The organism is Microbacterium sp. MMO-10 (genome assembly GCF_037148715.1).
Taxonomy (GTDB): Bacteria; Actinomycetota; Actinomycetes; order Actinomycetales; family Microbacteriaceae; genus Microbacterium.
Genome location: NZ_JBBCSV010000001.1, coordinates 147220 through 168082 on the forward strand (window position 1 = coordinate 147220; position 20863 = coordinate 168082).

A 20863-nucleotide genomic window follows, 5' to 3' on the forward strand; every position below is an offset into this window, starting at 1 on the left:
TCAGCTCTTCCGTGCGCGCAGCGCCTCGATCACCTGCGGCACGACCGTGAACAGATCACCCACGATCCCGAAGTCCGCCACATCGAAGATCGGCGATTCCGGATCCTTGTTGATCGCGACGATCGTCTTCGCCGTCTGCATGCCCGCACGGTGCTGGATCGCGCCCGAGATCCCGACCGCGATGTACAACTGCGGCGACACCGACACACCCGTCTGACCCACCTGATGCGCGTACGGGATGTACCCCGCATCGACCGCGGCACGGGAGGCGCCGATCGCCGCGCCCAGCTCGTCGGCGAGCTCCTCGACGAGCGCGAAGTTCTCCTGGGATCCGAGCCCGCGCCCGCCCGAAACGACCACCTTCGCGCCGCGCAGCTCGGGCCGCGACGACGCGGCCTCGACCGCCTCGATCGGCTCACCGGCCGCCGCGGCGGCACCCGACGCGGCCACCGCAAGCTCCTCGACACGGGCATCGGCGACGGCCTCCGCCCGCTCATCGATCGCGCCCTGACGCACCGTGATCACCGGGACGCCGAACGTCGGAGCCGAGTCGGTGAGGAACGCCCCGCCATACACCGAATGATGCGCGACCACGCCCTCATCATCGCGGGAGACCCCGATCGCATCGACCGACAACGCCAGGTGCTCGCGCACGGCGAGACGCGCAGCAGCATCACGACCCGCGATCGAGTTCGAGACGAGCACCGCGTCCGGCCCGACCGCACGATACGCGGCCTGCAACGCGTCGACCACCGGCACCGTCACCGACCCGCCGTCGACATCCGCGGTGAGCACGACCCGCGCACCCGCCGCGACAGCCGCGTCGACCGCCGCCTGTGCGGTCCCGGCGGGAGCGGCCACGAGCGCCACCGGGGCGCCGAGCTGGGCCGCGGCGCCGAGCAGGCCCGCGGTCGAGGGCGCGGCGCCACCGGCCGGGGTCACGTCGACGAGGACGAGGATCGCCGCAGCGCCGTCTACGAACTCGGGGTACGCCATGCTCACACCAGCCTGTTCTGCGCGAGGAACTCGACGAGCTGTGCGGCCGCGTCCCCTTCGTCGGTGATCTTCACGCCCGCCGCTCGCGGAGGCTTCTCGGCCACGGCGGTGAGGATCGTCTGCGGCGCCTCTGCGGGATCGGCGCTGACGCCGAGGTCGGCGAGGGAGAGCACCTCGAGCGGCTTCTTCTTCGCCGCCATGATGCCCTTGAAGTTCGGGAAACGCGCATCAGGCAGCGCCTCGGTGATCGAGATCACGGCGGGCAGCGGCGCGCTCACCTGCTGGGATCCGAAGTCCGTCGCCCGGGTGCCGGTCACGGCGTCGGCGCCGATAGACACGGCGCTGAGGGCGGTCGCCTGCGCGAAGCCGAGATGCTCGGCCAGCATCGCCGGGATCACCCCGCCGGATCCGTCGGTCGAGAGGTTCCCCGTGATCACCAGATCCGGCCCGCCACGACGGACCGCCGCTGCGAGCACCGCTGCGGTCAACCCCAGATCAGCCCCGCGCAGCGCCTCATCCACGACATGCACCGCAGACCCGGCACCGATCGCCAACGCCCGGCGGATCGACGCGGTCGCCGACTCCGGAGCCATCGACAACGCCACGACCTCGGTGCCAGGGTTCGCATCGGCATAGCTCAGGGCAACCTCGAGGGCACGCTCGGTGATCTCATCCAGCACCACCTCACCGGCACCGCGATCCGCGAGCCCCGTCTCCAGGTCGAGCTTGCGGTCCCCGTAGGTGTCCGGCACCTCTTTCACCAAGACGAAGATCTTCATCGAGCCTCCTCACGCGACCTCGGTCGGCCGTTCGGCCGCGGGCGGAATCACCCGGTTACCGGGCGATAACGTGGTGCCAGCGTACCTCAGCGAAGGGGCCGGATCCGACCGTCCCGCCCCCTCCGCCGGGAGGTCCTGGCACAACCCTCCAACCCGCACGCCGCGCCGGGGCGCGCGCTTTGGCGGAGCGCCACGAACGACCCCGGACCTGGTCCGCCGGAAGCCGGGGATCCGCCGGCCGCCCCGGTAACGTAGGGACATGGCCCGCCCGCATCCGCTGCCCGTCGACCCTCTCGCCGAGGCGAAGCGGCAGTGGCTCGCGCACGGCTGGACCGACGCCGCCGACGGCATGTCCCTGGTGACCTCGGTCATGCGCGCGCAGCAGCTCCTGCTCGCCCGGGTCGACGCGGCGCTGCGGCCGTTCAGCCTGTCGTTCGCCCGGTACGAGGTGCTGCGGCTGCTCGCGTTCAGCCGCACCGGAACCCTCCCGCTGTCCAGCGTCGTCGCGCGCCTCCAGGTGCACGCGACCAGCGTGTCCGGGACGGCCGACCGGCTCGTCCGCGACGGTCTCATCGCCCGCCACCGCGACCCGCACGACGGACGCGCGGCGCTGCTCGAACTCACCGAGGCCGGGCGCGAGCTCGTCGAGCGCGCCACGACGGCGCTCAACGACGAGGTCTTCGCCGAGCCGGGGATCTCCTCGGACGACACCGCGGACCTCGTCGCGATCGTCGCGCGCATGCGCAAGGCGGCCGGCGACTTCGCCGATCCGCGCCCCCAGCCGGATCCGCTCTGATGGGTTCGTTCGTCCTCGAACGGACGATCGCCGCACCGGTCGAGCGGGTGTTCGCGCTCTCCCTCGACGTCGGCGTGCACGTCGACTCGATGGCGACGCATGCCGAGCGCATCGTCGGCGGCGTGCGCTCCGGGCAGATGGCCGAGGGCGACACGGTGACGTGGTCGGCCCGGCATTTCGGGATCCGATCCCGGATGACCTCGCTCGTGTTCGACGTCGATGCCCCGCAGAGGTTCTCGGACCGGCAGCTCCACGGCCCGTTCGCCGCGTTCCGGCACCGGCACACGTTCGTGCCGCTCCTGGCCCCTGACGAGCCCGAAGCGTCCCGCACCCTCCTGCGCGACGAGATCGAGTTCCGCTCGCCGTTCGGTCCGCTGGGGCGCCTGGTCGACGCCCTCATCATGCGCCGCCATCTCATCCGCCTCATCGAGCAGCAACGACGCCCTCGCCGCACGGGCGAGCGCGTCGTAGGCTGGCCCGCATGACCGAACTGCGGATCCGCACCGTCCTCGAGCCCTTCGGCCCCGCCGGCGCCATCGTCCTCACCGACGAGCAGGTCGCCGAGATCAGCACCGCAAAGGCGTTCCCGGTCGTCGTCACGATCGGCGCCAACTCCGCACGGCTGCGCCTCGGCCGGATGGGCGGGAAGAACTGCATCGGGTTCAGCAAGGCCAATCGGGCGGCGATGGGCATCGATCTCGGCGACGAGTTCGACGCCGTGATCGCGCCCGACACCGCCGAGCGCACGGTCGAGGTGCCCCCGGAGCTGACGTCCGCCCTCGCCGCCGCAGACCTGACGGCGGCCTACGAGGCGCTGAGCTTCACGCGCCGCAAGGAGATCGCCGTCTCGGTCGCGGATGCGAAGCAGGAGGCGACGCGCGAGCGGCGCATCGCGAAGGCCCTGGACGAGCTGCGCGGCTGACGCGCCCCGGATCCTCCCGCGGGAGGATCCGCCGTCAGTCCCCCTCGTACACGTAGGCGTCGAACCGCGCCGGGATGTTCATGCGCTGCCAGGCGAGCTCCTCGTCGCGGCGCGAGCGGTCGCCGGGGAAAGCCCGGGCCGTGTGCCGGGGCACCTGGCGGCTGTGCCCCGCGAGGTGCGCGACGGCCACCGCCTGTCCGCACACGCGCGCAGCGGCGACGGCGCTCGGATCCTGCGCCTGGCGTGCGGCCTCGTGACAGGCGAACGCCTTCTCCCGCACGGCGTCGATGTCGAGCTCGCCGCGGAGGAACGCCTCCGCGGCGGCGAGCGCCTCCCGCGGACGGTCGTCGTCGGGACGCTCGGCCTGGAACAGCGGCAGCAGCCGCTCGGCGCACGCGATGGTCCAGCCGACCAGCTCGCGCCGGTCGTCTTCGCTCAGGCGCAGGTCCGAGACGTCCGGCAGCGCTCCGTCGGCGAACAGGGGCACGACGTTGGATGTCTCGGCGTCGCGCCCGGCGGACGCGGGCCGGCGCGGATCCGAGGGGCTTCCGAGAGTGCGGAGGTCGGGCACGTCGATCACCGGTTCACGAACTGGGGCGGGCGCTTCTCGCGGAAGGCGGCCATGCCCTCCTTCTGATCGACGGTGTCGAACAGGGACGCGAAGGCCTCGCGCTCGATGTCGAGACCGACAGCGAGGGGGGTCTCCATGGCGGCGTCGAGCGCGGCCTTGGCGGCGATGATCGAGGGCAGCGACTTGGCGGCGATCGACTCGGCCAGCGTCGCCGCTTCGGAGAGCAGGTCGGCCGCGGGGACGACGCGCGAGACGAGCCCCGCGCGTTCGGCCTCCTCGGCGCCCATGATCCGGCCCGAGAGCACCAGTTCTGCGGCCTTGTAGTACCCCACGGCGCGGATGAGACGCTGCGTGCCGCCCATGCCGGGGATCACGCCGAGGTTCACCTCGGGCTGGCCGAACTTCGCCGTGTCCGCGGCGAGGATGATGTCGCACATCATCGCGAGCTCGCATCCGCCGCCCAGGGCGAAGCCGGACACGGCGGCGATGACGGGGGTGCGCACGGCGGCGAAGTCGCGCCACACGCCGAAGTGGTCGGTCGCCACCATCTCGGCGGCCGACATCGACTCCATCTCCTTGATGTCCGCGCCGGCGGCGAACGCCTTCTCCGACCCGGTGACCACGATCGCGCCGATGCCCGCGTCCGCGTCGAAGGCGGTGGCTGCGGCGGTGACCTCCTCAGCGACCTGGGAGTCCAGGGCGTTCAGGGCGTGCGGTCGGTTCAGGGTGATCCAGCCGACCCGTCCGCGCTGCTCCGTGAGGATCGTCTCGTCTTCGGCCATGTCGTTCCCTTCGCCGCGCCTTCGTGGCACTTCCAGTATCCCCGATGCCGGTGAACGGGGGGTGTCCGCTCCCTCTCCGGCCCGCCCGCTCCCGCCCGCTCCCGTCCACCCTCTCTTCTCCGCGAGACCGAACCTCGCGCACGAGACCGACGGAACAACCCACGGTCTCGGGACGCAGGTTCGGTCTCGCGGAAGATCGAGGGGATCGAAGGGATCGAAGGGATCGAGGGGATCGAGGCGGATCGGGCTCCCGCCGCGGGGGCGGTCAGGACGCGTCGCGGATGTCGGTGATGATGCCGGAGAAGTCGCGCCCGGCTCCCGAGCCGGCGGCGAACGCGGCGTAGATCTCCTGCGCCAGTCGTCCCATCCGCGCCTCGGTCCCGGTGCCCTCGATCGCCTGCAGCGCGAGACCCAGATCCTTCGCCATGAGCGCGCCGGCGAAGCCCGGCTGGTAGTCGCGGTTCGCGGGGCTCGTCGGCACCGGTCCCGGCACGGGGCAGTTCGTCGTGATCGCCCAGCACTGGCCCGACGCCTGCGACACCACGTCGAACAGCGCTTGATGCTCCAGCCCCAGCCGCTCGCCGAGCACGAACGCCTCCGCCACGGCGATCTGCGAGATGCCGAGGACCATGTTGTTGCAGACCTTGGCGGCCTGACCGAGGCCGGGCCCGCCGCAGTGCACGATCCGCTTGCCCATGACCTCCAGCAAAGGCAGCGCCGCGGCGTAGTCCTCGTCGGATCCGCCCACCATGAACGCGAGCGTGCCGTTCTCGGCGCCCACCACGCCGCCCGAGACGGGGGCGTCGACGTTGCGGTGCCCTGCCTCGACCGCGAGGGCGTGCGCGGTGCGCGCCTCGTCGACCGCGATCGTCGAGCTCTCGATGAACAGCGTGCCGGGATCCGCGGCGCCCAGCAGCTCGTCCTGATAGGCGGCGATCACGTGCTTGCCGGCTGGGAACATCGTGATGACGACCTCGGCGCCCGCGACCGCGTCCACGCCGAACTGCACGACCGGCACGCCGGCCGCCGAGGCGGCATCGACGGCGGCAGGCACCACGTCGAAGCCGCGCACCTCGTGCCCGGCCTTGATGAGGTTGAGGGCCATGGGAAGGCCCATGTGCCCGAGACCCAGGAAGGCGACGCGGGTCATGATGCGCTCCGCATCTGGTCTCCGCCGCGCTGCTGGGTCTGGGATCCGGAGGGGCGCAGCATCTCGCGTCCGACGATGAGTCTCATGATCTCGTTCGTCCCTTCCAGGATCTGATGCACCCGCAGATCGCGGACGACCTTCTCGATCCCGTAGTCCTGAAGGTACCCGTACCCGCCGTGCAGCTGAAGGGCCCGGTTGGCGACGTCGAAGCCGGCGTCGGTCGCGAAGCGCTTCGCCATCGCGCAGCGCATCGTGGCGTCCGGCGCCTTCTCGTCGACGGCCTGCGCGCCGTCGCGCACCATAAGCCGCGCGGCCTGCAGGTCGGTGCGCATGTCGGCGACCGCGAACAGGATCGACTGCTTCTCGGCGAGCGGCTCGCCGAACGCCTCCCGCTCGTGCACGTACTGCACGGCGCGGTCGAGGGCCCACTGGGCGCCGCCGATCGAGCACGCCGCGATGTTGAGCCGGCCGCCGTTGAGCGCGCTCATCGCGATCGCGAAACCCTGCCCCTCGGAGCCGAGCATGCTCGTCGCGGGGACCCGCACGCCGTCCAGGATCACCTGACGGGTGGGCTGGGCGTGCCAGCCCATCTTCTTCTCCAGGGCACCGAAGCTGAGCCCGGCGGCGTCGCCGGGCACGAGGAAGGCCGAGATGCCGCGCGCGCCGGCCGCACCCGTCCGCGCCATCACGATGTAGACCGCGGCCTCGCCGGCGCCCGAGATGAACTGCTTCACCCCGGTCAGGAGGAAGTCATCGCCGTCGCGGGTCGCACTCGTCGCGAGCGCCGCGGCGTCGGATCCGACCCCGGGCTCGGTGAGGCAGTAGCTGCCCAGGCCCTCCATCGTGGTGATCTCGGGCATCCAGCGCGCGAGCTGCGCCTCGGTGCCGTAGGTGTCGATCATCCAGACGACCATGTTGTGGATGGAGATGTAGGCGGCGATGGTCGGATCGCCCTTCGCGAGCTCCTCGAAGATCGCGACGGTGTCGACGCGCTCGAGCCCGGTCCCTCCGGACTCCTCACGCACGTAGATCCCGCCGAGTCCCAGCTCGCCGGCGCGCATCAGGGTGTCGCGCGGGAACAGGTGCTTCTCGTCGCGCTCGGCGGCGAACGGGGCGAGCTCGGTCTCGGCGAACTCGCGCACGGCGCCGAGGATGGCGGCGCGCTCCTCGCTGGTCATCGTGATCGGGGTGGCGACGGTGGTCATGTCGTGTCCTTCTGGCGTTTCGGCGGGGTGCGGCCGGGTCAGTGCATCGTGGGGATGACGAAGCTGGCGCCTTCGCGGACGCCTGCGGCAGGCCACCGCGAGGTGACCGTCTTGGTCTTCGTGTAGAAGCGGAAGGCGTCGGCGCCGTGCTGGTTCAGGTCGCCGAACCCGCTGCGCTTCCACCCCCCGAAGGTGAAGTACGCGATCGGCACCGGGATCGGCACGTTCACGCCGACCATGCCGACGTTCACGCGGGCGACGAAGTCGCGCGCCGCGTCGCCGTCGCGGGTGAAGATCCCCACGCCGTTGCCGAACTCGTGCTCGGAGGCCATCCGCAGCGCCTCTTCGTAGTCCGCCGCACGGGCGACGACGAGCACGGGTCCGAAGATCTCCTCGCGGTAGATCGACATGTCGGTGGCCACCCGGTCGAACAGGGTGGGGCCGAGGTAGAAGCCCTCCTCGTGGCCGGGGACGACGAACCCGCGCCCGTCCACGACGAGCTCGGCGCCGGCGTCGATCCCCTGCTGGATGTAGCCGGTCACGCGGTCGACGGCGGCGGCGTTGACGAGCGGACCGTAGTCCATCCCCGGCTCGAGCGACGGCCCCACCTTCAGGCTCGCGATCCGCTCCACGAGCTTCGCGGTGAGGGCGTCGGCGGTCGCCTCCCCCACCGGCACCGCGACGGAGATCGCCATGCAGCGCTCCCCCGCCGAGCCGTAGCCGGCGCCGATGAGCGCATCCGCCGCCTGGTCGAGGTCGGCGTCCGGCATGACGACGAGATGGTTCTTCGCCCCGCCGAAGCACTGCGCGCGCTTGCCGTGCGCGTTGGCCGTCGAGTAGATGTACTCGGCGATCGGGGTGGATCCGACGAAGCCGATCGCGCGCACGCGCTCGTCGGTGAGCAGCACGTCGACGGCCTCCTTGTCGCCGTGGACGACGTTGAGGATCCCGGCGGGCAGACCCGCCTTCAGGAACAGCTCGGCGATCCGCACGGGGACCGAGGGGTCGCGCTCGCTGGGCTTGAGGATGAACGCGTTGCCCGCGGCGATCGCCGGGCCCATCTGCCAGAGCGGGATCATCGCGGGGAAGTTGAACGGGGTGATGCCGGCGACCACGCCGAGGGGCTGGCGCAGCGAATACACGTCGATGCCCGTGCCGACGGCCGTGGAGTACTCCCCCTTGAGCAGGTGCGGGGCGCCGATGCAGAACTCGATCACCTCGACGCCGCGCTGGATGTCGCCCTTCGCGTCGTCGAGCGTCTTGCCGTGCTCGCTCGACAGGAGCGCCGCCAGCTCATCGGTCTCGTCGCGCAGCAGCTCGAGGAAGCGCATGAGCACCCGCGCGCGCTTCTGGGCGTTGGTCGCCGCCCATCCCGGCTGCGCGGCCTCCGCGTCGGCGATCGCCGCGCGCACCTCATGCGCGCTCGCGAGCGGTACGCGGGCTTGGACCGCGCCGGTCGACGGATCGAAGACCTCCCCCCAGCGTCCCCCGTTCGACTCCGGGCTGCCGGGGATCTCGGATCCTCCGATGAAGTGGCTGATGTCGCGGACCATCGTGTGCTCCTGGTTCCGCATCGTCGTCGATGCAGGATCCAGAATACATGGCCTCCCAACTACTTACGATGGATCCCATGTAATTCATCGACATCTGTCGGCGCGTTCACCTGCCGGCCACCTTCAGCACGTAGAAACGGAGCTGCGCGGGCCGCAGACGCTGACCGGATCGGGTGCTCGTCTTCCCCGCGCGAGGGGATCCGCCCGGCTTTCTCGCTCGGGCCCCCGGCGGTCGGCCCCCGAGGTCTCTCGAGGGGCGAAACCGCAGGACCCCCGCCGAATCGGGTCGGCGGGGGTCCTCTCGTTCGCGGGGTCGGTCGCTCAGCGCTCCCAGGTGACCTGCGGGTCCGCCTTGCCGAAGTCCACGGTCGGAGTGTCCAGATACCCGCCGAACGTGACCGTGTAGGTCTGGCCGTCGCTGCCCTGCAGGCTCATGTCGACCGGGATCGAGTCGTACGCCGACACGACCGTCGGCGAGGATCCGTTGCTCTCCGGCTCGAGCGTGTCGAGCGCCGCGCTGCCGTCCGCCGTGAGCGTGCGGGTGACCGTGCCCTCCACCGCGGTCGCCCCGGACAGGTCGATCCCGGTGATGTCCATGCCGCACGGCGTGGACAGCGTCTTCAGCGCCACGCAGGACTCGACGGCGCTGCGCACGAGGGAACGGAACTCGGAGACTCCGGCGTCGTTGAGCTTCGTCGACACGTCGTAGAGCTCCGAGGCGTCGTCCGAGGACGCGATCGTGAACGTCGAGTCGCCGTCGATCGAGAAGTACTTCGAGTTCAGCTCGATCTCATAGGAGCCCGGGAAGACGTACGCGTCCGTGATGCCGTCGGCGGAGACCCCGTTGAAGGTCGCGTCGAGGCCCCGCAGGGCGTCGAGCGAGATGGGCGTGACGCCGTTCGCGATCTTCCAGGTGTCCTTGACCTTGTACACCTCGTACGCGGTCGACACCGAGCGGTCGCCGACCTCGAAGGTCGCCCGGACCGAGCCCGAGTACTTGCTCTCGCTGCCCTTCGCCACCGAGATGTGGCTGACGCCGCCGAGCTTGTCGGAGGCCTTCAGCACCTCGTCGGTGAGCAGCTTCTTGTCGGGGACGCCCTCGAGATAGCCGAGCGCCGTCTTCGCATCGCCCTTCGAGACGGCCGTCAGATACGCCTTGACCGAGTCGGCCGCCGTGACTGAGGAGCGTGTGATCGCGGGGACCACGAGCAGCGCCACGATCAGGATCAGGACGATCAGCACGGCGACCCCGCCGCCGATCAGTCCCCAGATCAGGCCCTTCGAGGTCTTCTTCGGCGGCTGCCCTCCGGCCTGGGCGGCGTAGGGCTGGCCGGGCTGCGCCCCGTAGGGCTGCCCCGGATACGGCTGGCCCGGCTGCCCTGGGTAGGACGGACCTGGCTGCGCCCCGTAGGGCTGACCCGGCTGACCCGGGTACGGCTGGCCCGGCTGTGCCGGCTGCCCCGGCTGACCCGCGTACGGCTGGCCCGGCTGCGCCCCGTAGGGCTGGCCCGGCTGCCCCGGGTACGGCTGGCCCTGGCCCGGCTGCCCCGGGTAGGGCTGAGCGCCGTCGGCTGGACCGGCGCTGCCCGGAGCGGTCTGCGGATACGGCTGCCCCGGCGTCGGCTGCCCCGGTGCCTGCGCGCCCGGGACGGCCGGTGCGGGATACGTCCCCGGAGGCGGGAACGCCTCGGTGGGATACGCCTCGGTCGTCTGCTCGGACGCGGCCTCCCCGCCCGAGGGCGTGGAGAGCGTCGCGGGCTCGGCCGCCGGCTCCGGTTGTGCAGGCTGTGACCCGGGCTCCGGGTGTGCGGGCGGGGCGGTGGGCGAAGGCGCCCCCGGAGCAGCGTCGCCCGAAGCGGCCGGGGCGTCGCCCGAAGCGAGCGCGGCGTCGCCCGAAGCGAGCGCGGCGTCGCCCGAAGCGAGCGCGGCGTCCGAAGCGGGCGCAGCATCCGAAGCAGGCGCAGCGTCCGAAGCGGGCGGAGGGACGTCGCCCGGAGCCTGGCTCCCCGCCGTCGCTGCCGGCGGAGTCGCGGGCGGCGGGGTCGTCCGACCCTGCTTCCCGGATCCGAAATCGAGTTCGTGCCCGCCCTGCGGCGATTCCCCGTCCGTTGCCATGGTTTCAGACTAGCGAGCGGTCCGATCCAGTTCGATGGGCAGAACTGCCCGCGCCACCGCCGAGGCCCGACGTCTGCGCCACGGATCCGGATCCGTTCCGGTCGCAGAAGATGTCGTTGACGCCCGCTCTGGGCGACATCTTTTGCGACCGGAACGAAGGAATTGCGACCCGAACGAAAGGATTGCGACCCGAACGAAGGAATTGCGACCGGAACGAAGGATCTGCGACCCGAACGAAGGAATTGCCCCGAACGAAGGAGACGCGCGACAACCGGAACGGCGGAGATGCGTGCGGCGGGGCAGGCGGCAGGTCTACAGCCCCTGCGCGAGCCGGTAGTACGCCTGGTTCCAGCGCACCTGCTTCTGGAACTCCGCCAGGGTCGTGCTGTCGTCGATCACCAGCAGCTCGACGTCGGCCATCTCGGCGAAGTCGCGGAACACGTCGACGCCGACCGCGGTCGACATCACCGTGTGGTGCGCGGCGCCGGCCGTCAGCCATGCGGCCGCGGAGGTCGCGAAGTCGGGCTGCGGCTTCCACACCGCGCGGCCGACCGGCAGCTTCGGCAGGGCGGCCCGGGGCGCGACGTTCTCCACGACGTTCGCGGTGAGGCGGAACCGGTCGCGCAGGTCGCTGAGGGCGACGACGACGGCGGATCCGGGATCCGCGGTGAAGACCAGGCGCACCGGATCGTCCTTGCCGCCGATGCCGAGCGGGTGGATCTCCAGCGTCGGCTTCCGCGTGGTCAGCGACGGCGACACCTCGAGCATGTGCGCACCGAGGATGAGCTCGTCGCCGGGGGTCAGGTCGTAGGTGTAGTCCTCCATGAGGCTCGCGCCTCCGGGCAGCCCCGCACCCATGACGTTGGCGATGCGCACGAGCAGGGCGGTCTTCCAGTCGCCCTCGGCGCCGAAGCCGTAGCCCTCGGCCATGAGGCGCTGCACGGCGAGGCCCGGCAGCTGCTTCAGTGCGCCGAGATCCTCGAACGAGGTGGTGAAGGCGCCGAAGCCGCCCTCCTCCAGGAACGAGCGCAGTCCCAGCTCGATCGCCGCGCCGTCGCGCAGGGACATGTGCCGCTCGCCTCTCTTGCGCAGCTCGGGGACGACGTCGTACAGCTCCTCGTACTCGTCCACCAGTGCGTCGACATCCGCCGCCGAGGCCGCCGCCACGGCGGCGGCGAGCTCGTTCACGCTCCAGGTGTTCACCTGCACCCCGAAGCGCAGCTCTGCCTCCGTCTTGTCGCCCTCGGTGACCGCGACGAAGCGCATGTTGTCGCCGAAGCGGGCGAGCTTCATCGACCGGGATGCCGCCAGGCCCGCGGCGGCCCGCTGCCAGGTCCCCAGCTCCCACTGCACCCGCGGATCGGACGCGTGGCCGACGACGGTCTTGCGCGGGACGCCGAGCCGCGTCTGGATGTAGCCGAACTCACGGTCGCCGTGCGCGGCCTGGTTCAGGTTCATGAAGTCGAAGTCGATGTCGGCCCAGGGCAGCTCGACGTTCGCCTGCGTGTGCAGATGCGCGAGCGGCTTCTGCAGGGCGTCGAGCCCCGCGATCCACATCTTGGCCGGGCTGAAGGTGTGCATCCACGCGATCAGGCCGATGACGCGGTCGTCGGCGTTGGCCTCGAGCACCGTGCGCCGGATGGCGGCAGCGTCGGTGAGCACCGGCTTTCCGACGATCCGCACCGGCACCCCTGCCGACTCGTCGAGGATCCGCGCGATCCGCTGCGACTGGTCGGCGACCTGCGCGAGCGTCTCGGGACCGTAGAGGTGCTGACTGCCGGTGAGGAACCAGACCTCGTAGTCGTCGAGCGAGGTGGTGAGCGAAGTGCGGGTCATCGGGTTCTTCCGTTCGGAGGGGCGGTCGGGCGGACCCGCGATCGGCGTGTTGCGGATCACGGGTCCCGGTGATGCGGAGCGTTCAGAGTGCGGCGACGGCGGCGGCCTCGATGGCGAGGCCCGTCCGGTAGCGGTCGAGGTAGGCCGAGAATCCGGCGACATCGACAGGATCCGGATCCACGACGGCGACGGCCGCCGAGGCGAACACCTGTCGGTCGAGGTAGTCGCCGAGGCTCTCCTCGCCGGCGTGCGCGAGGTAGGACGCGAGCACCGCGATCCCCCACGCCCCGCCCTCGGACGCCGCCTCCCCCACGGCGACAGGCGCGTCCAGGGCACCAGCGAGGAAGCGCTGCGCGATGCCCGCGGTGCGGAACATGCCGCCGTGGGCATACATCCGGTCGAGCTGCACGCCCTCCGCGGCCAGAACCTGCATGCCGAGGGCGAGTGCGCCGAACACCCCGTAGAGCTGCGCGCGCATGAAGTTCGCCAGGGTGAAGGCGCTGTCCGGGGTACGCACGATGAGCGGGCGCCCCTCGGCGAGACCGGCGACGGGCTCTCCCGCGAGGTGGTTGTAGGCGAGCAGTCCGCCGGCGTCGGCCTCGCCGGCGAGCGCCTCGTGGAACAGCGCCTCGAAGGCGGTGTCGTCGCCGACCGGGCTCCCTGCGGCGGCCGCGAAGCGGATGAACAGCCCCGCCCAGGCCGCGAGCTCGCTCGCGCCGTTGTTGCAGTGCACCATGGCGACGGCGTCGCCCGCCGGGGTCGTCACGAGGTCGAGCTCGCGATGCAGACCGCAGAGCGGCCGCTCGAGCACCACCATCGCGAAGATGCTCGTGCCTGCGGAGACGTTGCCCGAGCGCGGGGCGACGGCGTTGGTCGCCACCATGCCGGTGCCGGCATCGCCCTCGGGCGGGCAGAGCGGGATGCCGGCCGCGAGGGATCCGGACGGATCCAGCAGCAGCGCACCCTCGGCGGTGAGCGTCCCCGCCTCGGCGCCCGCGAGGAGCACCTCAGGGAGCAGGACGCTCAGCGGCGCGGGAAGCCGGCCCGCGGCGAGCGCCTCGTACGCGGCGAGCAGGGCCGCATCGTAGTCGCCAGTCGCCGAGTCGATCGGGAACATCCCCGAGGCGTCTCCGATGCCGATGACCCGCCGGCCCGTGAGCCGTTCGTGCACGTAGCCGCCGAGGGTGGTCAGGCTCGCGATCCGCGGCACGTGCGCCTCGCCGTCGACCAGGGCCTGGTGCAGGTGCGCGATCGACCAGCGCAGCGGGATGTTCACGCCGAGCAGATCGGTGAGCTCCGCCGCCGCGAGCCCCGTGTTCGTGTTGCGCCAGGTGCGGAACGGCACGAGCAGGGCGCCGTCCTCGTCGAAGACGAGGTAGCCGTGCATCATGGCGGAGATCCCGATCGCGCCGAACGTCGCCGGCCGCACGCCGTAGCGCTCCTGTGCGTCGGCGACCAGGACGGCATAGGCCTCCCGGATCCCGGCCCAGACCTCATCCAGGCCGTAGGTCCACAGCCCGCCCTCGAGCCGGTTCTCCCAGGAGGAGGATCCGGTCGCGAGCACGGCGGACGGATCGGATCCGATCAGGCACGCCTTGATGCGCGTGGAGCCGAGCTCGATGCCCAGGCTCGTCCGCCCCGCGAGGATGTCGTCGCGCGCCGAGTTCATCGTGGATCCCTCGCTCCTTCGTGCTCCCATCGCGATCTCTGCCGTTTCCCCGCCCTGGTTCCGGCACTTTCTGCGACGGGAGCGGACCGGGAACCGGCGACGTGAGCACTCATCGGCGGGCGTCCGTGCTCTGGCCGTACACGTGCTGGTACCGGTCGTAGAGGCGGTCGATCGCCTCCTGCGGGATCGGGATGAGCGGCCCCGCCTCGCGGGCGAGGTGCACCGTGCGGGCCGCGTCCTCCACCATGACGGCGGCCTTGACGGCGTCCGCGGCGTCCGCGCCGATCGTGAACGGGCCGTGGTTCTGCATGAGCACGGCACGGCTGCGATGCCCGCGCAGGGTCTGGACGATCCCCCGGCCGATCGAGTCGTCGCCGATCACCGCGAACGGGCCGACCGGGATCGGACCGCCGAACTCGTCGGCCATCGCCGTGATCACGCAGGGGATCTCCTCGCCGCGCGCCGCCCAGGCCACGGCGTAGTCGGAGTGCGTGTGCACGACGCCGCCGACCTCGGGCATGTTCCGGTAGACGTAGGCGTGCGCGGCGGTGTCGCTGGACGGGGCGCGGTCGCTGCCGACGCTCCCGGGGATGACCGCGCCGTCGAGATCGCAGAGGATCATGTTCTCGGGTGCGAGGTCGTCGTAGCCGATGCCGGAGGGCTTGATCACGAACAGATCCCCGCTGCCGTCCTCGGAGAGCCGGATCCGGCCCGACACGTTCCCCCCGGTCCAGACCACGAGGCCGTAGCGCACGAGCTCGGCGTGCAGCCGCGCCACGTCCGCGCGGACGCCGTCGATCGCCTGCGCGATCTCGGAAGCGAAGGGGGTCATCCGGATCCTCTCGGGACGCTCCGGTCAGAACTGTGACCGGTCACGGAGAGTGTGTCATCACACTCTCCGTCCCGTCAAGGGGGCGCCGACGCGACGCCGACGCGGCGTCACCCGGCACGCTCCCGGACGCACTCCCCCCGCCCCGTTCCGGAAGCTCCCCCGGTTCCGGACCCCCGTTCGGCGCTCTCCCCGTTCCGGCCGCCCGGTTCCGGACCCCTCCCCCGTTCCGGCCCCATTCGGCGCTATCCCGGTTCCGGACCCCCGGTTCCGGGCCCCGTTCAAGCCCCCTCCCCGTTCCGGACCCCCGTTCAGGACCCCTTTCCCTTTTCCGGCCCCGTTCAGGTCGCACTTTCGGCTCCATCTGGATCCCACAAGCCGCAGAAACTGCGACCCGAACGAGGGAAGTGCGACCCGAAGCGGCGGAACGCCAACGCACGCGCGCTCGGTACGCGCTCGGCACGCGATCCGGGAGGGGACCCCATCGCCCGCGCGCTCGGTACGTGATCGTGGCGGAACGCGATCGCACACGTGATCGGTACGCGATCGTGGCGGGACGCCATCGCACGCGCGCTCGGTACGCGCTCGGTACGCGCTCGGCGCGCGATCCGGGCCGCGATCCGGGGCCGTGGATCCGCGCCGTGGATCCGTCGCAGAGCGCGCAGTCAGAGGCCGAGCGCGCGCCGGATGCGGCCGAGCAGCTCAGCCGGATCCGCGAGGAGCTCCGCCGTGACCTCGATCACGGTCCACCCCGCCGCGCGAAGTCGTGCCAGCCGCTCCACGTCGGCTCCCCAGCTGTTCGCGTGCACCCGGCCCAGGTACTCGATCGCCACCTTCCGCGCAGGGTAGACCAGGTCGACGCAGCCCAGGAAGCCCGCACCGTCGAACAGATCGACGTTGAGCTGGGGCTCGGGCAAGCCCGCCGCGCGGATCAGGCAGCGCAGCTCGGACTCCCGCGGCGACCAGGAGTCCTCCCGGATCCATTCGATCGCCTCGCGCAGCATCGGTCCGCCGAGCCGACGCCCCGCACCGATGTTGGCACGGAGTTCGGCGACGGTCGCCAGCTGCGGCTTCCCGACGTGCGGGCGACCCACGCCTGGTCGCCATGCCCGGCAGAAGTGGTCGCCGAGAGCCACCAGCGCGAAGAACGGCAGGTGCCCCATCTGCGTCCACGTCGAGGCGGGCGATGCGACAGGGAGGCCGAGATCGGTCCGCACGCGGACGAGCCGCGGGTCCCCACGATGGCGCACGACGCCCGCGGCCCGCACGAGCGGACCGTCACCGAGGGTGCTCACGTGCACGCCGACGGTGGCGTCCTCACGGGCGATCGGCAGCGGTCCGCCCCAGAGCGCCGCGGCCGTCTCATGGCTGAAGTACTGACCGGGGCGCAGCCTCGGCGCGTAGGCGAGCGCATGCTCGACGCGGATCCGTCGCTGCGCGGCGAAAGGATCCTCGTCCCGTTCCGGCGTGGAGCCGGAGCGGCGGGTGCGCAGACCCGAGTAGGGGCGAAGCAGGTCGGATCCGCGCAGGCGCCCCGCGCTCACGCCGAGGGCCTGAGCGTCGCGGACGGCGAACGAGGAGCCGAGCGCATCGGAGAGACGTCGGGGGCGGGGCACTCCCCCACCGTGCCAGCATCGACACTCGGCGTCGGAGGTTATCCACAGGCCGCCTCGCGCAAGAGGACGGGTGGCGCTCGCGCGTCGGGCGCCTCAGGTCGCATTCCTGTCGCCCAGGTCGCACTTTCGGCGGCATGAGCATGCCGGAGAGAGCGGAAACTGCGACCTGAACGGGCTGCGCGTGCTGCGAATCGCAGGGTCAGCCCGCGGGCGGGACCACCGAGTCGCGCACGACGAGCACGGGTGCGATCGGATCCGACGACGCAACCGACGCAACCGACGCAACCGCGACCGGATCCGACGATCCCGACGATCCCGACGATCCCGACGATCCCGACGATCCCGACGATCCCGACGACGCAACCGCGACCGGATCCGACGTGGTCGCGCCGGATCCGCTCAGCGCGATGACGCGCGCGACGGCCCGCCGGGCGAGCTCCTCGAAGTCTTGCCGCACGGTCGTGAGCGGCGGCCAGGCGTACGCCGCCTCCGGCACGTCGTCGAAGCCCACGATGCTGATCTGCTCCGGGACATCCACCCCGGCCGCGCGCAGACCGCCGATCAGCCCGAGCGCCATCTGGTCGTTCGCGGCGAACACCGCGGTCGCGCCGGAGGCGATCACCTCCGCCGCGGCCTCGTGACCCGAGCGCGGACTCCAGTCGCCCGAGAAGACCGGGCCGGCGGGCAGGCCGCGCGCGGCGAGCTCCTGGGCGAAGCCGGTCGCTCGCCCTTCGGCCTCGAGCCAGTCGGCGGGCCCGGCGAGATGTGCGATCCGCTGATGGCCGGCATCGGCGAGCGTCGCCACGGCGAGGCGCGCACCCGCCCTCTGATCGACCGAGAAGTCCGCGCGCTCGGCGGCGTGCAGGATCACGGTCGGGATCCCGATGCGCAGGGCGTCGAGCACATCGAGCGTGCGCGCATGCGGCGCGAACACGATCAGCCCGTCCACGGCCTGCGCGCGCAGGTGCTCGATCGCCTGGCCGACGGAAGCCTCGTCGCCGGAGTCCGCGAACGCCGCGGTGATCCAGTATCCGGCCTCGCGCGCCGATGCCTCGATCGCCGCCATGCTGCGGGAGGGCCCGTACTGCAGCGCGTCCGAGGCGAGGACGCCGATCGTGCGCGTGCGATGGGTGCCGAGGGCCCGCGCCGCGTTGTTCATCCGGTAGCCGAGCTCCTCCATCGCCGACACCACACGGGCACGGGTGTCGGGCGCGACGTCGGGATGATCGTTCAGCACGCGGGACACGGTCTGCCGGGAGACGCCTGCGAGCGCGGCGACGTCCCGCACCCCGACGGCGCGCTGCGGCTTCGACTGACTCACGCCTGCGAGTGTACGGGGACGGCGTCGTCCACCGGCGACGGCGCCGGCACGCGGAGCCCGGATCCCTCCACCGTCCTTTCCGTCCGCCGGTCCAAGACCGGCGCCGGAACTCCTGCCACTCGCACGACCCATCCAGGTCGCAATCCGGGCGTTCAGGTCGCGATCCATGAGCTCAGGTCGCGATTTCGGCTCCAACAGGGCCCGCGGAACAGCAGATAGTGCGACCTGAACGATCACGACGGGGCCAGGCAGGACCAGGCGGCGCACGGGGCCGCACGGGGCCGGGCGCGGGACCGCACCGGGAGTCGGTCAGCGCCCCAGCCCGAGCCGCTCCAGGTACGCGTTCCGGAACCGGCCGACCGGATCCATCTGGTCCGCGAGCGCGGCGAAGTCCCCCCAGCGCGGAGTGCGGCGGCGGATCTCGGCCGGATCGAGCACGGACAGCTTGCCCCAGTGCGGGCGCGCGGTGTCGGGCAGCGCGGCCTCGATCACCGGCAGCAGCGCCTCGACCGCGGGCTGGTCCCGGCGCCAGGTGAAGTGGATCCCGACGGCGCCCTCGCCGTACGAGGAGCTCAGCCAGAGGTCGTCGGCGGCGACCGTGCGGATCTCGTTCACGAGCAGCAGCGGCGCGATCCGGTCGGCGAGCGCGCGCACCGCCTCGATCGCGCGCACCGCGTCGCGTCGCGGCACGAGGTACTCGCTCTGCAGCTCCTCCCCTGCCGAAGGGGTGAAGCCCAGCTGGAAATGCGGCAGCCGCTCGTGCCAGGGCCCTGGTTCGCCGAGCTGCGGGGTGCAGGCCTCGGCCGAGACCCCCAGGATGGGGTGCCGCTGCTCGACGGCCGGCGTGGTTCCGAGGCGGGCCAGCAGGGCCTCGTCCGCGGCGACGCCGCCGACCCGGTTCTTGATCCAGAGCTGGTCGGCGCGATCGCGACCGGTCCAGCGGCTGAAGATGCTGACGCTGGTGCCGAGCGCGGTGACCCGGTCGAACTCGGCGAGCACCGCATCCCACGCGGGCCCCTCGTGCACCGTCTGCGCCACGTCGTACGCCGGCTCCACGTCGAGCTCGAGCTCGACGATCACCCCGAGCGCGCCGAGCGACACGACCGCCCCGTCGAAGTCCGCGTCCCCGCGGCGCAGGGTGCGCTCGCCATCCGGACCCGCGAGGGTGAGCGCCCGCACCGCGCTGGCGAGGGAGCCGATCGCGTCGCCCGACCCGTGCGTCCCCGTGGACACGGCGCCGGCGACGGAGATGTGCGGCAGCGAGGCGAGGTTCGCGAGGGCCAGGCCCCGCCGCTGCAGCTCCGCGCCGAGGTCGCCGTAGCGCACGCCTGCCGGAACGCGCACCGCATCGGGCGCGACCTGCTCGATCCCGCGGGGCATCGCGGAGAGGTCGATGAGCGTGCCCGTGGTGTCGGCGATCGCGGTGAAGCTGTGGCGGGAGCCGAGCGGGCGCAGCGGCCCGGACGAGGAGAGGACGTCGTGCAGCTCCTCGCGGGTGCGCGGTCGCCCGATCGCCGCCGCGCGGTAGGCGAGGTTGCCGGCCCAGTTCGTCCCGATGCTCATCGCCACATCATAGAGCGTCGTTACATCGATAGAAGCCGGTGCGGATCCCGGATCCGATGGGCGGGCTTAGGCTGAGCGCATGGCAGGGAGCACGCGGGCGACGATGCGCGACGTCGCGTCGCTGGCCGGCGTCTCCGCGAAGACCGTGTCGAACGTGGTCACCGGCACCGTCTTCGTGCGCGAGGACACGCGCGCCCGCGTCGAGGACGCGATGCGCAAGCTCGACTTCGTGCCCAACCTGAGCGCGCGCAGTCTGCGCAACGGCCGCTCCGGAGTGATCGCCCTCGCGCTCCCCTATCTCGCGACCTCGTTCTCCGCCGAGCTGCTCGACCATATCGTCCAGGCCGCCCGACTGAAGGGCTTCGCCGTCCAGGTCGAGCAGACCGGATCCGAGCCGCGCCGCGAGCGCGAACTGCTCTCCCGCGCCCGCGCGCACCTCGTCGACGGCCTGATCCTGAACCCCATCCGCCTCGAGGACAGCGCGCTCACCGACCAGGACCGGCAGCTGCCCGTCGTCCTGATCGGCGAGGTCGAGCAGCAGCTCGCCGACCACGTCGGGATCGACAGCGTGGCGGGCGCCGCCGCGATGACGCGGCACGTGATCGAACGCGGCGCCCGGCGGATCGCGGTCGTCGGCGGCGACGACCAGCACGCGATCGCGACGGCGACCAGCCGGCTCCGGCTGCAGGGCGTGCGCCAGGCGCTGGCCGAGGCGGGCCTTCCCGCGAACCCCCGCCTCACCGTCAACCACGCCGACTGGACCATCTCCGGGGGCGCGGAGGCGACCGTCGAGCTGCTCTCCCGCGGCACGCCGTTCGACGCCGTGCTCGGCTTCACCGACTCCCTCGCCGCCGGCGCCCTGCACGTGCTGCACAGCCGCGGGATCCGCGTACCCGACGACGTCCTGGTGACGGGGTTCGACGACGTCGAGCTCTCCCGCTTCACCGAGCCGGCGCTGTCGACCGTGCGGATCGATCGCGCCGCCTTCGCCTCCTCCGCCGTCGACCTGCTCGCCGAGCGGATCGCGGATCCGACCGGGACCCCGCGCACGATCACCGTGCCGCACCGGCTCATCGTCCGCGACAGCACCGCCGCCGCCCCGCGCGGCTGGACGCCCGAGCACTGACCCGTCACCGGACGGCGCGATCCCTCTCCCGGCC

At 72.0% G+C, this 20863-nt stretch carries 18 protein-coding genes; 4 read left to right on the top strand and 14 right to left on the bottom strand.

Features of this window, described 5'->3' with window-relative positions; genetic code table 11:
• Together WFJ17_RS00600 and WFJ17_RS00605 are read right to left on the bottom strand one after the other, a co-directional pair.
• A complete protein-coding gene (locus WFJ17_RS00600) occupies positions 1 to 996 on the bottom strand; it encodes an electron transfer flavoprotein subunit alpha/FixB family protein (protein ID WP_336647376.1) in 996 nt (331 codons plus the stop codon).
• Positions 997 to 998: 2 nt separating this feature from the next.
• On the bottom strand, positions 999 to 1775 hold the full coding sequence (locus tag WFJ17_RS00605) for an electron transfer flavoprotein subunit beta/FixA family protein (protein WP_336647377.1): 777 nt from the start codon (positions 1773 to 1775) through the stop codon (positions 999 to 1001).
• A 259-nt stretch (positions 1776 to 2034) separates the two neighbouring features.
• Here WFJ17_RS00605 and WFJ17_RS00610 point away from each other — a divergent pair, with 259 nt between their 5' ends.
• From WFJ17_RS00610 to WFJ17_RS00620, 3 genes are read left to right on the top strand one after another with little or no spacing between them, the layout of a single operon-like run.
• On the top strand, positions 2035 to 2571 hold the full coding sequence (locus WFJ17_RS00610) for a MarR family winged helix-turn-helix transcriptional regulator (protein ID WP_251442518.1): 537 nt from the start codon (positions 2035 to 2037) through the stop codon (positions 2569 to 2571).
• On the top strand, positions 2571 to 3056 hold the full coding sequence (locus WFJ17_RS00615) for an SRPBCC family protein (protein WP_336647378.1): 486 nt from the start codon (positions 2571 to 2573) through the stop codon (positions 3054 to 3056). Before WFJ17_RS00610 ends, WFJ17_RS00615 begins: the two co-directional genes overlap by 1 nt.
• Positions 3053 to 3493, top strand: coding sequence for a YdeI/OmpD-associated family protein (locus WFJ17_RS00620; protein ID WP_251442525.1), 441 nt, complete (start codon positions 3053 to 3055; stop codon positions 3491 to 3493). The genes WFJ17_RS00615 and WFJ17_RS00620 overlap by 4 nt, the downstream gene beginning before the upstream one ends.
• 34 nt (positions 3494 to 3527) lie before the next feature.
• Here the strand turns inward: WFJ17_RS00620 and WFJ17_RS00625 are convergent, their stop codons facing one another.
• The 12 genes from WFJ17_RS00625 to WFJ17_RS00680 all read right to left on the bottom strand — a co-directional run bounded on the left by WFJ17_RS00625 (position 3528) and on the right by WFJ17_RS00680 (position 19703).
• A complete protein-coding gene (locus tag WFJ17_RS00625; protein ID WP_251442528.1) occupies positions 3528 to 4073 on the bottom strand; it encodes a putative immunity protein in 546 nt (181 codons plus the stop codon).
• On the bottom strand, positions 4070 to 4846 hold the full coding sequence (locus WFJ17_RS00630) for an enoyl-CoA hydratase-related protein (protein ID WP_336647379.1): 777 nt from the start codon (positions 4844 to 4846) through the stop codon (positions 4070 to 4072). The genes WFJ17_RS00625 and WFJ17_RS00630 overlap by 4 nt, the downstream gene beginning before the upstream one ends.
• A gap of 265 nt (positions 4847 to 5111) precedes the next feature.
• Positions 5112 to 5996 carry a 3-hydroxyisobutyrate dehydrogenase gene (gene mmsB, locus WFJ17_RS00635; RefSeq protein ID WP_251442534.1) on the bottom strand — a complete coding sequence of 295 codons (885 nt, stop codon included), beginning with the start codon at positions 5994 to 5996 and terminating at the stop codon, positions 5112 to 5114.
• Positions 5993 to 7201, bottom strand: a complete 1209-nt coding sequence (locus WFJ17_RS00640; RefSeq protein ID WP_251442537.1) for an acyl-CoA dehydrogenase family protein — start codon at positions 7199 to 7201, stop codon at positions 5993 to 5995. The genes mmsB and WFJ17_RS00640 overlap by 4 nt, the downstream gene beginning before the upstream one ends.
• Positions 7202 to 7239: 38 nt before the next feature.
• A complete protein-coding gene (locus WFJ17_RS00645; RefSeq protein WP_336647380.1) occupies positions 7240 to 8754 on the bottom strand; it encodes a CoA-acylating methylmalonate-semialdehyde dehydrogenase in 1515 nt (504 codons plus the stop codon).
• Positions 8755 to 9075: 321 nt separating this feature from the next.
• Complete coding sequence (locus tag WFJ17_RS00650) at positions 9076 to 10869, bottom strand: hypothetical protein (protein ID WP_336647381.1); 1794 nt, start codon at positions 10867 to 10869, stop codon at positions 9076 to 9078.
• A 312-nt stretch (positions 10870 to 11181) separates the two neighbouring features.
• Entirely contained in the window at positions 11182 to 12705 is a 1524-nt protein-coding gene (gene araA, locus WFJ17_RS00655) for an L-arabinose isomerase (protein ID WP_336647382.1), read from the bottom strand.
• Positions 12706 to 12787: 82 nt separating this feature from the next.
• On the bottom strand, positions 12788 to 14374 hold the full coding sequence (locus WFJ17_RS00660; RefSeq protein WP_336647383.1) for a xylulokinase: 1587 nt from the start codon (positions 14372 to 14374) through the stop codon (positions 12788 to 12790).
• A gap of 109 nt (positions 14375 to 14483) precedes the next feature.
• On the bottom strand, positions 14484 to 15206 hold the full coding sequence (locus tag WFJ17_RS00665; RefSeq protein ID WP_336647384.1) for an L-ribulose-5-phosphate 4-epimerase: 723 nt from the start codon (positions 15204 to 15206) through the stop codon (positions 14484 to 14486).
• A gap of 662 nt (positions 15207 to 15868) precedes the next feature.
• Positions 15869 to 16819: a hypothetical protein gene (locus WFJ17_RS00670; protein WP_336647385.1), complete on the bottom strand. Its 951-nt coding sequence runs from the start codon at positions 16817 to 16819 to the stop codon at positions 15869 to 15871.
• 199 nt (positions 16820 to 17018) lie between these two features.
• Entirely contained in the window at positions 17019 to 18140 is a 1122-nt protein-coding gene (locus WFJ17_RS00675) for a LacI family DNA-binding transcriptional regulator (protein ID WP_336647386.1), read from the bottom strand.
• 309 nt (positions 18141 to 18449) lie between these two features.
• Complete coding sequence (locus WFJ17_RS00680; RefSeq protein ID WP_251442560.1) at positions 18450 to 19703, bottom strand: FAD-binding protein; 1254 nt, start codon at positions 19701 to 19703, stop codon at positions 18450 to 18452.
• A 79-nt stretch (positions 19704 to 19782) separates the two neighbouring features.
• Between WFJ17_RS00680 and WFJ17_RS00685 the strand changes: the two genes are divergently transcribed.
• Entirely contained in the window at positions 19783 to 20829 is a 1047-nt protein-coding gene (locus WFJ17_RS00685) for a LacI family DNA-binding transcriptional regulator (RefSeq protein WP_336647387.1), read from the top strand.
• Positions 20830 to 20863 lie beyond the last annotated feature (34 nt).

Excerpts from the sequence above, each read along its gene's own strand:
- WFJ17_RS00600 (WP_336647376.1), bottom strand. The coding sequence starts at position 996 with ATGGCGTACCCCGAGTTCGTAGACGGCGCTGCGGCGATCCTCGTCCTC.
- WFJ17_RS00605 (WP_336647377.1), bottom strand. The coding sequence starts at position 1,775 with ATGAAGATCTTCGTCTTGGTGAAAGAGGTGCCGGACACCTACGGGGAC.
- WFJ17_RS00610 (WP_251442518.1), top strand. The coding sequence starts at position 2,035 with ATGGCCCGCCCGCATCCGCTGCCCGTCGACCCTCTCGCCGAGGCGAAG.
- WFJ17_RS00615 (WP_336647378.1), top strand. The coding sequence starts at position 2,571 with ATGGGTTCGTTCGTCCTCGAACGGACGATCGCCGCACCGGTCGAGCGG.
- WFJ17_RS00620 (WP_251442525.1), top strand. The coding sequence starts at position 3,053 with ATGACCGAACTGCGGATCCGCACCGTCCTCGAGCCCTTCGGCCCCGCC.
- WFJ17_RS00630 (WP_336647379.1), bottom strand. The coding sequence starts at position 4,846 with ATGGCCGAAGACGAGACGATCCTCACGGAGCAGCGCGGACGGGTCGGC.
- mmsB (WP_251442534.1), bottom strand. The coding sequence starts at position 5,996 with ATGACCCGCGTCGCCTTCCTGGGTCTCGGGCACATGGGCCTTCCCATG.
- WFJ17_RS00640 (WP_251442537.1), bottom strand. The coding sequence starts at position 7,201 with ATGACCACCGTCGCCACCCCGATCACGATGACCAGCGAGGAGCGCGCC.
- WFJ17_RS00645 (WP_336647380.1), bottom strand. The coding sequence starts at position 8,754 with ATGGTCCGCGACATCAGCCACTTCATCGGAGGATCCGAGATCCCCGGC.
- WFJ17_RS00650 (WP_336647381.1), bottom strand. The coding sequence starts at position 10,869 with ATGGCAACGGACGGGGAATCGCCGCAGGGCGGGCACGAACTCGATTTC.
- araA (WP_336647382.1), bottom strand. The coding sequence starts at position 12,705 with ATGACCCGCACTTCGCTCACCACCTCGCTCGACGACTACGAGGTCTGG.
- WFJ17_RS00660 (WP_336647383.1), bottom strand. The coding sequence starts at position 14,374 with ATGAACTCGGCGCGCGACGACATCCTCGCGGGGCGGACGAGCCTGGGC.
- WFJ17_RS00665 (WP_336647384.1), bottom strand. The coding sequence starts at position 15,206 with ATGACCCCCTTCGCTTCCGAGATCGCGCAGGCGATCGACGGCGTCCGC.
- WFJ17_RS00680 (WP_251442560.1), bottom strand. The coding sequence starts at position 19,703 with ATGAGCATCGGGACGAACTGGGCCGGCAACCTCGCCTACCGCGCGGCG.
- WFJ17_RS00685 (WP_336647387.1), top strand. The coding sequence starts at position 19,783 with ATGGCAGGGAGCACGCGGGCGACGATGCGCGACGTCGCGTCGCTGGCC.